The organism is Erythrobacter sp. KY5, from assembly GCF_003264115.1.
GTDB lineage: Bacteria > Pseudomonadota > Alphaproteobacteria > Sphingomonadales > Sphingomonadaceae > Erythrobacter.
Genome location: NZ_CP021912.1, coordinates 2,436,827 through 2,451,372, shown reverse-complemented (window position 1 = coordinate 2,451,372; position 14,546 = coordinate 2,436,827). Strand labels below are relative to the sequence as shown.

11 protein-coding genes and 1 tRNA gene are annotated in these 14,546 nt (G+C 61.4%); 3 read left to right on the top strand and 9 right to left on the bottom strand.

Features of this window, described 5'->3' with window-relative positions:
* Positions 1-18 precede the first annotated feature (18 nt).
* Positions 19-1,083, top strand: a complete 1,065-nt coding sequence (gene recA / locus CD351_RS11635; RefSeq protein ID WP_111992794.1) for a recombinase RecA — start codon at positions 19-21, stop codon at positions 1,081-1,083.
* 285 nt (positions 1,084-1,368) lie between these two features.
* Positions 1,369-4,032, top strand: coding sequence for an alanine--tRNA ligase (alaS, locus tag CD351_RS11630; protein ID WP_111992793.1), 2,664 nt, complete (start codon positions 1,369-1,371; stop codon positions 4,030-4,032).
* Positions 4,033-4,035: 3 nt separating this feature from the next.
* On the opposite strand, the gene CD351_RS11625 is transcribed toward alaS, so the two are convergent.
* The 7 genes from CD351_RS11625 to cpdR all read right to left on the bottom strand — a co-directional run bounded on the left by CD351_RS11625 (position 4,036) and on the right by cpdR (position 10,561).
* Positions 4,036-4,221 carry a hypothetical protein gene (locus CD351_RS11625; protein ID WP_111993733.1) on the bottom strand — a complete coding sequence of 62 codons (186 nt, stop codon included), beginning with the start codon at positions 4,219-4,221 and terminating at the stop codon, positions 4,036-4,038.
* Between the two features lie 49 nt (positions 4,222-4,270).
* Positions 4,271-6,034, bottom strand: coding sequence for a cation:proton antiporter (locus tag CD351_RS11620; protein WP_111992792.1), 1,764 nt, complete (start codon positions 6,032-6,034; stop codon positions 4,271-4,273).
* A 31-nt stretch (positions 6,035-6,065) separates the two neighbouring features.
* Complete coding sequence (locus CD351_RS11615) at positions 6,066-7,709, bottom strand: bifunctional GNAT family N-acetyltransferase/carbon-nitrogen hydrolase family protein (RefSeq protein ID WP_111992791.1); 1,644 nt, start codon at positions 7,707-7,709, stop codon at positions 6,066-6,068.
* Positions 7,710-7,810: 101 nt separating this feature from the next.
* Positions 7,811-9,031 carry an NADP-dependent isocitrate dehydrogenase gene (locus CD351_RS11610; protein ID WP_111992790.1) on the bottom strand — a complete coding sequence of 407 codons (1,221 nt, stop codon included), beginning with the start codon at positions 9,029-9,031 and terminating at the stop codon, positions 7,811-7,813.
* Positions 9,032-9,217: 186 nt separating this feature from the next.
* Positions 9,218-9,910 (bottom strand): SDR family oxidoreductase, encoded by a 693-nt coding sequence (locus CD351_RS11605; RefSeq protein WP_111992789.1) that lies wholly within the window; start codon positions 9,908-9,910, stop codon positions 9,218-9,220.
* Between the two features lie 78 nt (positions 9,911-9,988).
* Positions 9,989-10,063: transfer RNA gene (locus CD351_RS11600), tRNA-Val, on the bottom strand.
* 108 nt (positions 10,064-10,171) lie between these two features.
* On the bottom strand, positions 10,172-10,561 hold the full coding sequence (cpdR, locus tag CD351_RS11595) for a cell cycle two-component system response regulator CpdR (protein ID WP_111992788.1): 390 nt from the start codon (positions 10,559-10,561) through the stop codon (positions 10,172-10,174).
* 185 nt (positions 10,562-10,746) lie between these two features.
* Between cpdR and CD351_RS11590 the strand changes: the two genes are divergently transcribed.
* Positions 10,747-11,790 carry an N-formylglutamate amidohydrolase gene (locus tag CD351_RS11590; protein ID WP_111992787.1) on the top strand — a complete coding sequence of 348 codons (1,044 nt, stop codon included), beginning with the start codon at positions 10,747-10,749 and terminating at the stop codon, positions 11,788-11,790.
* 253 nt (positions 11,791-12,043) lie between these two features.
* Here the strand turns inward: CD351_RS11590 and CD351_RS11585 are convergent, their stop codons facing one another.
* Both CD351_RS11585 and CD351_RS11580 read right to left on the bottom strand, forming a co-directional pair.
* Entirely contained in the window at positions 12,044-12,862 is an 819-nt protein-coding gene (locus CD351_RS11585) for a SapC family protein (protein WP_111992786.1), read from the bottom strand.
* Positions 12,863-12,986: 124 nt separating this feature from the next.
* A complete protein-coding gene (locus CD351_RS11580) occupies positions 12,987-14,435 on the bottom strand; it encodes an FAD-binding oxidoreductase (protein ID WP_111992785.1) in 1,449 nt (482 codons plus the stop codon).
* Between the last annotated feature and the right edge of the window lie 111 nt (positions 14,436-14,546).

Here is a 14,546-nt window from a genome sequence, read left to right as displayed (position 1 = left end):
AGCGAAGGAGTGCATGCGATGGCTACCAATCTTAAGCTCGTAGAGAAGGAAAAAGACGTGGACCGTCAAAAGGCGCTCGACGCCGCTCTTGCACAAATCGATCGCGCATTCGGCAAGGGTTCGGCGATGAAGCTGGGCTCGAAAGAGGCTATGCAGGTTGAATCGATTTCGACCGGATCGCTTGGCCTCGATATTGCTCTTGGCATTGGCGGCCTGCCCAAAGGCCGCGTGATCGAAGTCTATGGCCCGGAAAGCTCGGGCAAGACGACGCTCGCACTGCACTGCATTGCCGAGGCACAGAAAGCTGGCGGTACGGCGGCCTTCGTCGATGCCGAGCACGCGCTTGACCCGGTCTATGCGAAGAAGCTGGGCGTCGATATCGACGAACTGATCGTCTCGCAGCCCGACACCGGCGAACAGGCACTCGAAATTACCGACACGCTGGTCCGCTCGAACGCGGTTGACGTGCTGGTGGTCGACTCGGTCGCGGCGCTTGTCCCGCGCGCAGAAATCGAAGGCGAAATGGGCGATTCCCACGTCGGCCTGCAAGCGCGCCTGATGTCCCAATCGCTGCGCAAGCTGACCGGGTCGATCAACCGTTCCAAGTGCATGGTGATCTTCATCAATCAGCTGCGCATGAAGATCGGCGTGATGTACGGCAACCCTGAGACGACGACGGGCGGTAACGCGCTCAAGTTCTACGCCTCGGTCCGCCTCGACATTCGCCGCACAGGCCAGATCAAGGACCGCGATGAGGTGATCGGCAACTCGACCCGCGTGAAAGTGGTCAAGAACAAGGTCGCCCCGCCGTTCAAGCAGGTTGAGTTCGACATCATGTATGGCGAAGGCATCTCGAAGATCGGCGAAATTCTCGATCTTGGTGTGAAGGCCGGCATCGTCGAGAAATCGGGCAGCTGGTATTCCTATGACAGCGTTCGCATCGGCCAGGGCCGAGAGAATGCGAAGGTCTACCTCAAGGAAAACCCTGAAGTTTGCGACAAGTTGGAAGCCGCCATCCGCGGTAAAACCGACGAGGTTGCCGAGGAAATGATGACGGGCCCGGACGCGGATACCGACAGCTGATCCTCAAGCGGGCGCCCTGTTGAAAACCTCGGCTTTCACGAGGGAGGGGCGGATCAAAGTGCGGGCAGATGGTCCCGCCGCCCGGAGAAACGGAATACCGGCGCGTGCCTTGCTCCTGATCATCAGGAGCGACAGGTCCGCGCCGGTTTTTCGTTGTGCAGCATCTCACCGCCCTTTCCCGACTTTCTCGCAGGATGGGCGGTGCTGCAACAGGGATGACCCGAATGGGGAATGAAGCGCTCCTTTCGCTTGTCGCTTCGGCAAGCATTGCCTAACTGCCAGTGCATGACTTCGACCAACGATATTCGCCGCTCCTTTCTCGACTTCTTCGCGAATGAAGATCACGTCGAGGTGCAAAGCGCGCCGCTCGTCCCGCATAACGATCCGACGCTCATGTTCGTCAATGCGGGTATGGTTCCGTTCAAGAACGTCTTCACCGGTCTGGAGACACCTCCGGGGCCACGCGCAACATCCTCGCAGAAGTGCGTGCGCGCGGGCGGCAAGCACAACGATCTCGACAATGTCGGCTATACCGCTCGCCACCACACCTTCTTTGAGATGCTCGGCAACTTCTCGTTTGGCGACTATTTCAAGGAACAGGCTATTCTCAACGCCTGGACCCTGCTGACGAAAGAATGGGGACTTGCGCCTGAGAAGCTGACCGCGACGATCTATCACACCGATGACGAAGCCTTCGACCTTTGGCGCAAGATTTCCGGCCTCCCGGAAGAGCGCATCATCCGCATCGCAACCGCCGATAATTTCTGGTCGATGGGCGATACCGGCCCCTGCGGTCCTTGCTCAGAGATCTTCTACGATCATGGCGACCACATTCCCGGCGGCCCTCCCGGCAGCCCTGATGAAGACGGCGACCGCTTCATCGAAATCTGGAACCTGGTCTTCATGCAGTTCGAACAGGCCGCCGACGGCACGCGCCGCGACCTGCCAAGCCCCTCGATCGACACCGGCATGGGTCTGGAACGCATCGCCGCCGTCATGCAGGGCGTTCACGACAACTACGACACCGACACATTCAAGGCGCTCATCGCGGCATCGGAGAACCTGACCGAGGTTCCCGCGACCGGCGAGAACACCGCCTCGCACCGCGTGATTGCCGATCATCTTCGTTCGACCTCGTTCCTGATGGCCGACGGCGTGCTGCCGTCAAACGAGGGGCGCGGATATGTGCTGCGCCGGATTATGCGCCGCGCGATGCGCCACGCCCACCTGCTGGGCGCAAGCGAGCCCTTGATGCATCGCCTCGTGCCCTCGCTCGTCTCCGAGATGGGTCAGGCCTATCCCGGTCTTCAGCGCGGGCAAGCCCTGATCGAAGAGGTTCTGCTGCGCGAAGAAACGCAGTTCCGCAAAACGCTCGACAAGGGGTTGAAGCTCCTCGACGAGGCGACTGGATCGATGTCCGATGGCGGTGAGCTAGACGGCGAGACAGCGTTCAAGCTCTACGACACATTCGGCTTCCCGTACGATCTCACCGAAGACGCGCTGCGCGCGCGGGGAATCAGCGTCGACCGCGAAGGCTTCGAAAGTGCCATGGCCCGTCAGAAAGCGGCCGCGCGCGCTGCATGGAAAGGGTCGGGCGAAGCGGCCTCGGACGAAATCTGGTTCGACATTGCAGAGCGCGAAGGCGCGACCGAATTTATAGGGTACGCCGCAACCTCGGGCGAGGGCACGGTCGTCGCGCTCGTCAAGGATGGTGCGGAAGTCGAACGCGCGTCTGCGGGTGAAGAGGTCGTCGTCCTGACCAATCAGACAGCCTTTTATGGCGAAAGCGGTGGCCAGACGGGCGACACCGGTTCGATCAGCACGCCCGGTGGGCTGGCGGCTGAAGTCATCGAAACCAACAAGCCGCTTGGCCGGTTGCACGCACACCGCACGAAAATCACCGCTGGCGAGATTGCCGTGGGTGACAATGTGCAGCTTGATGTCGACGCCGAGCGCCGCACGCAAATCCGTGCCAACCACTCAGCAACACACCTCGTCCACGCGGCGCTTCGCAACCAGCTCGGCGATCACGTGACGCAGAAGGGTTCGCTTGTCTCGCAAGAGCGCCTGCGTTTCGATTTCTCACACCCCAAGCCGCTGTCAGCTGAAGACATTGCCGCGATCGAGGATGAGGTGAACGCCGAAATTCTCGCGAATGAGCCCGTGGCGACACGCCTTATGAGCCCCGACGATGCGGTCGAGGCAGGTGCACTCGCCCTGTTCGGTGAGAAGTATGGCGACGAAGTCCGCGTTCTGTCGATGGGCCGCGCGGGCGGCAGCGGCCGCAATTACTCGGTCGAGCTGTGCGGCGGCACGCACGTGAACGCGACAGGCGATATCGGCCTTTTCCGGATCGTGTCAGAAGGGGCGGTTTCCTCGGGAGTGCGCCGGATCGAGGCGCTCACCGGCGATGCTGCGCGCAGCTGGCTGGTCGCGCGCGAGGAAGCGCTGAAGTCCGCAGCTAGCGCAATTCGCGCAACGCCCGAGGAAGTCCCGGCGCGCGTCGCGGCCTTGCTCGATGAGCGCAAGCGGCTTGAGAGGGAGCTGGCCGAAGCGAAGAAGGCACTTGCCCTTGGTGGCGGTGGATCGGGAAGCGGCGGTGCTGCGTCGACTGATGAACAAGTTGCTGGCGTTGCCTTCAGTGGGCAGGTTCTCGACGGCCTCAATCCCAAGGAACTGCGCCCGCTTCTCGATAAGGCCAAGGCGAGGTTGGGCACCGGCGTTGCTGCGATTGTCGCCGTGAACGATGGTAAGGCAAGCATCGCAGCCGCCGTCACCGATGATCTGACCGAAAGGTTCAGCGCGGTCGACTTGGTGCGCGCAGGCGTGGAAGCGCTTGGCGGGAAGGGCGGCGGCGGTCGTCCGGACATGGCGCAAGGCGGAGGCCCCGACGGCTCAAAAGCCGCCGAGGCCATCGCCTCGGTCAAATCCATGCTGGAAAGCGCGTAAGCGTTACGCGGCGGGCGTTTGCTTCGTCACGCCGCTGCTGCCCTGTTCGACATCGTTCCCGCCGGTATCACCGGGGTGGCCGCGTCCCTGATCGGTCGGTGCCCGATCCTTCAAGGGGTCCTGTACATTTTGCGGCTTGAACTTTTCATCGTTTGGCGTGGGCTTGGTGGGGTCGACGTCCTTGGTCATCATATTTCTCCTGTATCTATATCAGATACCCCCGAGCCGCCCGCTTGGTTCAATTTTCGACTGTCGAAGTCCTTAGCTTCGGCGGGGATTTGAGCCCCCCGTCCACTTCGAGCTGCTCGCGAAACTCATCGCGCTTTTCGTGGATGGACGCGATCACCGGACCCATGGCGACGCCGATATCGACCAGCACGGCTTCGGAGAGTTGCAGCGAGCTTTCGAGGTTTTCGGGCACCGCATGGCTTGCCCCGGCACGGTAAAGCTGGGCTGCGTGGTCGGTGTCGCGGGCGCGCACCACGATCAGCAATTCGGCATGATCGGCGCGCAGTCTGGCGACAAGACGCTGTGCGAGGACCGGTTCGTCCATCGTGAACACCAGAGCTGGCGCACGGTCTATGCCGACGCGGGCGAGCACGTCGCCGCGGGCCGCGTCGCCGAACATGACCCGGTATCCTTTGCGCTTTGCCGCATCGACCACGTCCGGGTCGGAATCGATCAGCACATGGGCTTGGTCGTGGGCGCTCATCATATCGGCGATGAGCCTTCCCACGCGTCCTGCACCAACAATGATGGTGCGCGGCTCGCCATCGTCATCGTCGGGCAGGTCGGGGACGGCCTCGACCCGGCGCGCGATGGCCCGGCCAAGCTTGGCAAGGAGCGGGGTGATCGTGAGACCGATTGCCGTCACGATCTGCCAGAATTGTGCGGTCTCTGCATCGACGACAAGGGCGCTGGTCGCCGCAGCGAGAACGATCAGGGTCGTTTCCGAAGGGCTCGCCATCAGCACGCCTGTCTCAGCGGCGGTCGAACGCCGCGCGCCCATCATGCGCAAAAGCGCGCCGGTGACCACTGCCTTGAACACCAGCACACCGACAACCGCGCCCATGATCGTGCCAAAGTCGGCCCAGATTACGCGCAGGTCGATGCTCATGCCGATGGTGATGAGGAACACGCCAAGCGCGAGGCCCTTGAACGGCTCCATGATGCTTTCGACTTCGCCGTGATATTCGGTCTCCGCGATCAGCAGGCCTGCGATCAGCGCGCCGACGATGGGCGATAGACCGGTGGCGGCGGTGGCAAGGCTTGCGCCAATGACGACCAGCATGGATGCGGCGAGAAACAGCTCCGGGCTTTTCGTCCGCGCGGCCTGACTGAACAGGCTGGGGAGGGCGAAACGGCCCACGACCAGCAGCACGAGGATGACGATCCCGCCCTGGATCAGGGTGTTGGTGAGATCCCCTACACTGTCGCCGGAGGCCGTCGGAGCAAGGGCTCCGAGGATGAAGATGATCGGGACGATCATGATGTCCTCGAACAAAAGCATCGAGAGCGCCGCGCGTCCCACCGGGCTTTTCGTGCCAGAAATCGGCAGCACGATAGCGGTCGAAGAGAAGGCGAGCGCAAAGCCCAGCGCGAGCGCGGCCTCGGTGGCCATGCCGCTCGCATAGCCGAAGAAGCCCGCCGAAATGCTGCCGATGATGAGCAGTTCTAGGCTGCCGAGCCCGAAGACAAGCTTGCGCAATTGCCACAGGCGGTTGAACGAAAGCTCCAGCCCGATGGCGAACAGCAACAGGATTATGCCGAAATCGGCGAAGGGCGTTAATCGGTCCGGGTCGGAGATCGAGACGTATCGAAGCCACTCAAACTGATCGACCAGCGACCCGAGCCCATATGGACCCACCAGGATGCCGATCAGGATGAACCCGATGATCGGCGTGATCCGGAAGCGGGCGAAAACGGGTATGACGATGCCTGCCGATCCGAGGATCACCAGCGCATCCTGCATCACCGGGGACATGGTAAGTTCGCCTGCCATGTCTAGAACTTACCCGCGTCGAGGGAGGCTGTCATCCGCCACCGTGCCCTCTTGACCCGCTCGCAGAAGCGGCAGGCGCATCGACTTTTTCGCCAAGTGGATCGGAAATATTGCCAACGCGCTTGTCCCACTCGATCCGGTAGAGGTCGAAACGCCGGTCAGCGAGGTTCTGCACCGTGCCCTCTGCGCGGGCCCATTGCAGGTCTGAGAGATTGACGTCGCTGATGGTTAGCGTCTCCACGTTCTCCGATGCCTCGGCTGCGATACCATCGCGGGCGAAGGGGAAGTCGCAAGGCGTGAGAATACAGCTTTGCGCGTACTGGATGTCCATATTGGCGACGTTGGGCAGGTTGCCGACATTGCCGCTCATGACGACATAGCACTGGTTCTCGATAGCGCGGGCCTGCGCGCAATAGCGCACCCGCATGTAGCCTTGGCGTGAGTCGGTGCAGAACGGCACGAAAATGATCCGCGCCCCTTCATCGACAAGGCGGCGGGCAAGCTCTGGAAACTCGCTGTCGTAACAGATGAGGACGCCGATAGGACCGCAATCGGTGGGGATTGCATCGATGCTGTCGCCACCCTTGATGTTCCACCAGTACGCCTCGTTAGGCGTGGGGTGAATCTTCTCCTGCGCGTAGATCGACCCGTCGCGAAGGCACACATAGGCGACGTTGTGAATATCGCCATCGGGCATGCGCGTGGGATGCGATCCACCGATGATGTTGATGTTGTAAGCGAGCGCCATCTCGGAAAGCTTGGTACGGATTTTCGGCGTGTATTCCGACAGGCACTCGATCGCTTCCAAGGGGCTGAGTTCGTCCTCCTCGGCGCTGAGAAGCATCAGCGTGAACAGTTCGGGAAAGACGATGAAGTCGCTTTCGTAGTCGGCGGCGACGTCGACGAAATATTCCACCTGCTTCATGAACTCGTCGAAATCGGCGACGGCGCGCGCCTGAAGCTGGCAGGTCGCGATGCGCACGCCCTCTACATCGCGGGGCAGGCGGTGCTTCTTGGGCGCGTCGGCATCGACGTAAGGATTGCGCCAGACCATGCGAACCGCATTGCCGCGGCTTGCCTTGTCCTCGGGCAGGTACTTGGGAAGGATGCCGGCAGGTTCGAACCCGTTTGCGAGCTGGAAGCGCAGGACAGGATCGTGGACCTTCCCTTCGAGGATCAGGTCGAGATATTCCTGCGGGTTCTCCGCCCGGTTGGTCTTGCGACGCTTGGCCCGCGCATATCCCGGCATACGCCCGCCAAACACGATGCCAGTGAGGTCGAGCCGCTCGGCAAGCGCGCGCCGTTCTTCGTAAAGCCTGCGTCCAAGACGGCTCCCGCGAACATTGGGATCGACGCACAACTCGTAACCATAGAGCCAGTCGCCGGTGGGATCGTGGCGCGATCCAAAGCCGTTGCCGGTGACCTCGTCCCATGTGTGATCGGAGAGAGCGACCTTCTCGTCGAGCCGCATCGAGGCGCAGTAGCCCACGATCTCACCATCGAGTTTCGCGACGAAGCAGCCTTCGGCGTAATTGTTGATCTGCCCGCGAATCTCGCCCTGCGTGTAAGCGGGCAGGTCGTCATAGGCGCGGCGCACAAGATCACCGATGGCGCGCACGTCCTTAAGCTTGGCCTGCCGGACTTCAAGCCGGGCCTTACTGCGGGTCTGGGTCATTTAGGCTTGTCTCCAAATGCACAAAGGGCGGCCTGCTCCAAAAGAGAGGCCGCCCTGATGCTACGCCGCAATGCGGGCGTTGTTCCAGTGGTGGACGCGGATCAGGCCCAGCTCTGCATTTCCTTTTCGAGGTTCTGCACGATTGCCTCGAAGAACTGCTCGGTGGTGAGCCAGTTCTGGCTCGGACCAATGAGCAGAGCGAGGTCCTTGGTCATCTGGCCGTTCTCGACCGTTTCGATGCACACGCGCTCAAGCGTTTCGGCAAAGCGCACCACGTCGGGGGTATCGTCGAACTTGCCGCGATACATAAGGCCGCGGGTCCAGGCGAAGATCGATGCAATCGGGTTGGTCGAGGTTGCCTTGCCTTGCTGGTGCTGGCGATAGTGGCGGGTGACGGTGCCGTGTGCGGCTTCCGCTTCGACAGTCTTGCCATCGGGCGTCATCAGGACCGAAGTCATCAGGCCGAGCGATCCGAACCCTTGCGCAACGGTGTCGGACTGAACGTCGCCGTCGTAGTTCTTGCAGGCCCAGACGAACTTGCCCGACCACTTCAGCGCCGATGCGACCATGTCGTCGATCAGGCGGTGTTCGTAGGTGATGCCGGCTTCCTTGAACTTGTCGGCGAATTCGGCGTCGAACACTTCCTGGAACAGATCCTTGAAGCGGCCATCATAGGCTTTCATGATCGTGTTCTTGGTCGACAGGTAGACCGGCCATTTGCGGTCGAGGCCGTAATTCATCGAAGCGCGCGCAAAGTCGCGGATCGAATCGTCGAGGTTGTACATCGACATGGCAATGCCGGCGCTCGGGAAGTCGAAGACGTTGAGGTCGATCTCGGTCCCGTCATCGCCGTGATAGACCATGCGCAGCTTGCCCGGTCCGGGGATTAGCGTGTCGGTCGCGCGGTACTGGTCGCCAAATGCGTGACGGCCGACGACGATCGGGTGAGTCCAGCCCGGTACGAGGCGCGGGACGTTGTCGATCACGATCGGTTCACGGAACACCACGCCGCCAAGGATGTTGCGGATCGTGCCGTTGGGCGACTTCCACATTTTCTTGAGGTCAAATTCTTCAACGCGCGCTTCGTCAGGGGTGATCGTGGCGCATTTCACGCCAACGCCATATTCCTTGATCGCGTTGGCTGCATCGATGGTGATCTGGTCGTCGGTCTCGTCGCGCTTTTCGACCGAGAGGTCGTAATACTTCAGGTCAACGTCGAGATAGGGCAGGATCAGCCTTTCGCGGATCCACTGCCAGATGATCTTCGTCATCTCGTCGCCGTCGAGTTCGACAACCGGGTTTTTGACCTGAATTTTCTGCATGGCTAGCGCCTCATCCTTGTGGAATGTCTGTGAGCGTTAGGATGTCTGATGTGATCCCTTGCGAGCGCTCTAGCAGAGGCTGCGCAGGGCGCAAGGTGTCGAAGGTCTAATGCGACCCGACTTGTTGCAATCGACATGCAAAAGCGGAAACGGGAGTTGGGTGGCGCGCATCAACAGCGCGCCGGCTCAGAACGGCCAGAGTTCCTCGATGAGGGCTGGCGGTGTCTCAAGCTTCACATCTTCCTTGCGCGCGATGAAGGGACGCTCACGGACGTGTTTGTCCTCAAGCGCGCATTCGAGCATGAATTGCGCAAGGTCGGGGCGCCTGGTGCGCAGTGTATTCCGGGGCATGTCATCCAACGAAACCTCGAAGTCGCCCGTGAGCTTGCGGTTGAGCAGCCATCCGGGTCGCACTGCCGTCCAGTCGATATCGTCGCACACCCGCAGGACGCGCTCCATCTCGCCCATCTGGCGGAATATGCGATCAAGCGCAGCCGTCGCGCCTTTGAACCAGAGCGGCACGGTGGCTTTCGGATCGGCAAAGGCTGCGGAGATGACGACAAGGCGCTTCTTGCCGGTCTTGCGCATGGCCTCCACCATGTTGACCGCGCCTTCGGTGTAAAGGGGGGGAGGGTTGATCAACGTCTGCGGATCGCGGCCCAAGCCGACAGCGGAAATGACGACGTCGATGCCGTCCATCAGATGCGCGAGGTCGCCATCCAGCAGATCGGCTTCGCGTTTCTCGAAACGCTCATGCTCGATGAAACCGCGCGGCCAGTCGCGTTCAGCGCCGCGTACTGTGTGGCCTGCGTCCAATGCTTGTTCAAGGAGGGGGGTACCGGTGTCGCCGGTCGATCCGAATAGAAGTATGTTGCTCATGCCCTTGCCAATTCACAAGAGCGCAAAAAGTGCCAAGAAACTTGGCATTTGGAAGGTTTTCGGATCAGAAGAGGAAGATGGTGGGCGTAGGAAGAGTTGAACTTCCGACCCCTGCGATGTCAACACAGTGCTCTACCACTGAGCTATACGCCCGAACCATCATCTTGACCCCGATCCGGCCGAAGCCGGTGCGGGAAGCGGCGCATTAGCGAGAGCGCGTCGCCAGTGCAAGCGATTCGCGCAGCGCTCATGCAAATAATGTCAGACTTGGGCCTGCGCCTGCTCTTCAAACACGCGCTCAACCTCCAGAACGAGGTCGCGCAGGTGGAACGGCTTTGAAAGAACCTTCGCATGCGGCTGTTCGCGGCTCGCGCGCAGGGAAACGGCGGCAAAGCCGGTAATGAACATCACCTTGGTGCGCGGGCTAACTTCGGCGCAACGTTGGGCGAGCTCGATGCCATCCATTTCAGGCATCACGATGTCGGAAAGAAGGAGGTCGAACTCTCCGTCTTCGAGCAATGGCAGTGCCTCGGTACCACGATCGACGCTGGTGACCTCATAACCGGCCTTGGTGAGGGCGCGCTCAAGATAGGTGCGCATGGCCTCTTCGTCTTCAGCAAGGAGGATTCGTGGAGCAAGATTCGATGTCATGGCGAGGCCCTCTACCCCATTTCGCTTAAGAAGTCCTTGGCGCGATTGCCGCGTGCCCTCATTTGAGACGGGTGACCTTATGGGGTTACCACACAGGCTTAACGTGCAAGTCACGCGCTTCGGGTGCGCGCCCAGGCAAACGAGACTTTGACTCAATTGTCCAAATTGGGCAGCACCCAAGCCCGATGACGCCGTTTTCCCAAAAGACCCCGTCGCGCCCTGTTTCGGCTGGGTCAAGCGGTCGCACCACCACCACCAGCGGTGGAGCGATTGCGCCTGTGCCAGAGGGGGCCAACGGCCCGGATGGTTCGGAAAGCGACGCGACTAACGCGGCTTACGTCCATGTACGTCCGCGGGCGATGCCCTTGCCGGTCCTGATCGCGGTTCCACATGCGGGCCGGGTCTATCCCGGCGATGTGCTTGCGACGATGCGCGATGCAGGGCTGAGCCAGCTGCGCCTTGAAGATCGGTATGTTGACGCTGTTGGTGTCGAGGTCGCGAAGGCCACGGGTACCGGGCTTCTGGTCGCGCAGGCGCCGCGAGCGATGCTGGACCTCAACCGTTCAGCCGACGATATCGACTGGGAGATGATTGTCGGCGCGCCTGAGGAAATGCGTTCCTCGTCGCGTTCGCACCGGCGCGGTCGGGCAATGCCGAATTCTCGCGCGCGAAGCGGGCTGGGTCTGGTCCCGCGCCGACTTCCCGGCTTCGGCGAGATCTGGCGGGAGCGTCTTCCCGCACGCGAGCTTGCGCGGCGGATTGATCGCATCCATCGCCCCTATCACGAATTTCTCGGCAAGGAGCTTGAGCGTATTCGCGATGCCTGGGGGGCGGCGCTGCTCATCGACCTGCATTCGATGCCGCCCCTTCGCAGACCGAGCGGGGAAGAGCGCGCGCCTCAAATCGTACTGGGCGATCGGTTCGGCGCCTCGTGCCACCACACGCTGGCGGCTCGTGCGCTGAGCTATCTTGATCGCCATGGGTGCGCTGCTGCGCATAATCGCCCTTATTCGGGAGGCTACGTGCTGGACCGCCACGCGGCGCCTGCGCGCGGCATTCACGGAATTCAGATTGAGCTTTGCCGCTCTACCTATCTCGATGCGACGATGTCGCAGACGACGGCGGCGGTGAAGCCGCTTGCGAACATGATTGCGGGATTGGTGCGCGAGTTGGGAGCGGAGACAGCTGGCCTTGGTGCGGGCGGTCAGGCAGCTCAGGCGGCGGAGTAGGTTTGCCTCTCAACCTCCTGTAGAACCTGAAGAAAAAGACCGCCTCGTGCTTGTAAGGGGGGGTACACGAGGCGGCCAGGTTCAGGGAGGAAAACGCCCTCGAAAGGGCGTATCCCGGACGGCTAATGAGGGGGTACCGTCCGTAGGTTTAAAATAAGAATTGGGGGCCCCGCGTTCAAGACGTGGAGCCCCCAAAAAAGATCGCATTTGGTGATACCGCGAGCGCCACAAGACGCCCGAAGCCTCATCGTGATTACATGGTGCCGCCGGCAGGAACGGCAGGTGTGCCGCCTTCAGGCATCGGCACCTTGCCCTGCGCGCTCTGACGTTCGAACAGGGTGCGCATCAGGTTCATCGAGAACAGGTGCGCGTGCATCAGCATCAGCATGCCGTTCTTGTTGAGACCGTCGAGCACGTCCTTGTCGAGCTCACGCAGCTTCTCTTCGTTCACCATCTGGAAACCGGTGTACACGAACGGCTTGTTAGGCATATCGTTGCGGGTGATATCGATCCGGCCTTCCATCAGCACGTCGAGCTTCTTGAGCTCTTCGAGGAAAGCGCGGGTGCGCTGGCCCGACTGTTCGAAACGGCGGCAGAATTCGAGAACGCCGTCGGTGTATTCGGTGGGCTTGCGCGGTTCGTCGCCTTCGCCCGGCTGGAACAGCGCCTGGCCTTCGTCGCTTGCGCCGACAACGCCCGACTGCGGGTCGAAGCACAGCGACATGTCATCGCTGTCCTTGTTGAGCTTGGCGAGCATGAAGGGATAGCGACGCACATAAGCGGGCACGTAAACGCCGCCTTCGAGCTTGCCATCTTCGCCGATATAGGTGTTGACGCCGTCATTGAGGCCCATGAGCGCGATCGGCAGCGGGTTTTCGCCGGCGGTGAACACGATCGGGAAGTGGCGCTGCGCATCGACGAATTCGTCGACGGTCAGCGGGATCGCGTGCGTGTTCGCCAGGAACGATGCATCCTTGAACGGGCTGACTTTCCAGTCGCCGTGATCGCGGCTGTTGAGTGGAAGCAGGTCTTTGTAAAACAGCGGAAGTTGCGGCTGCGGCGCGGTCGCCATGAAATACTCTCCGAGAAGCTATTGGAAATCTGTTCGCGGCTAAAAGCGGAAAAGTGGCCCCTCCCACAAGGCCGCGATTGCGGCGCTTTAGGCGTTCACGTGGACAGGCGCAAGCGCGAGGGGCTCAATTACTCCTGGGCGGGATGAGTTTGCCCGGATTAAGCAGGTTTTGCGGGTCCAATGCCTGTTTGACGCTGCGCATCATCGCCAGCGCGACCGGATCGCCAAGCCTGCCAAGTTCGCCCACTTTCATCTGACCGATGCCGTGCTCGGCGCTGATCGAACCGCCCCATTGCGTAACAAGATCATAGACTTGCGCGCTTACCTCCTTGCCCTGCGTTTCTTCCCACACGCCGGGCTCTGCGCCCTTGGGGGCAAGGACGTGAAAGTGCACATTGCCATCGCCCAGATGCCCGAATGCAATCGCCGATGCGCCCGGATGGGCCGCTTCGATTGCGGGCGATGCGGCGAGGATAAACTCCGGCATTCGCTCAACAGGGACCGAGATATCGTGCTGCATCGCTGGGCCAAGTGCGCGCTCCGCCGCCGAGATCGAATCGCGAAGGGTCCAGAAATCCTCTGCCTGCCTCTCATTCGAAGCGATTACGGCATCGTCCAAAAGCTCAGCTTCGGCTGCATCCGCTAGCGCCTGTTCAAGCCTTTCCCGAAGCGCGAAATCATCGCCGTCGAGCGCGACGCATTCGACCAGCGCGTTCCACGCATGACGGTGCTGCAATGGTGAGCGCGCGTCTGGGAGGTGAGCCAGCACGCTGTCGAGGCAGTGGGCCGGAACCACTTCAAAGCCTTCAAGCGTGTCGCCAAGCGCCCGATCAACCCGCCTTAGCAGGGTACGCGCATCGGTGATCGAGGACAGGCCGACCCACGCGGTCGCGCGCGCTTGCGGGGCGGGGAGCAAACGCAAGGTCGCACCGGTCACGATACCCAGCGTCCCTTCCGATCCGATCAGCAATTGCTTGAGATCGAAGCCGCGATTGTCCTTCTTGAGCACGGTCAGCGCATCGAGGATGCTGCCATCTGCAAGGACAGCCTCGATCCCGAGCACCTGCGCGCGCATCGTGCCGTGGCGCAGCACCTGCGTACCGCCGGCATTGGTCGAAATGAGTCCGCCGATTGTCGCCGAACCCTTGCCACCCAATGTCAGGGGGAACCGCAGGCCCTCTGCCTCTGCCGCCTCGTGGAAGGTTTGCAGGATGACCCCAGCATCACAGACCGCGTGGCCTGCTCCCGCGTCGATGGAGCGGATCTTGTTCATACGCCTCAGTGACAGCAGGATGGACGCGCCGCTCTTGTCGGGGGTGGCCCCGCCAGCCATCCCGCTGTTCCCGCCTTGCGGCACGATGGGAACACCGTGGCTGGCGCATAGTTTGACGAGCGCTGATACCTCAGCGGTGGAAGCCGGAGAGGCAAGCGCCAGCGCGCTGCCGGTGTATCGTCCGCGCCAGTCGGTCTCCCAAGGCTCAATATCTTCAGCGACCCGTGTCAGCCCCTTGGGCCCGAGCAATTCAGCCGCTTCGGTTAAAAAGGTTTCTTTTGTCTGTGTCACTGTCGTCATTGTGGCGACTATGCCACACTCGGCTGCGATTGTACCAGTGCCTTACACTGCGCCGTATGCTTAGTTAAGCCAGCGTTCAATCGCTCATGCTAGTGCCACATTCGGATCGCG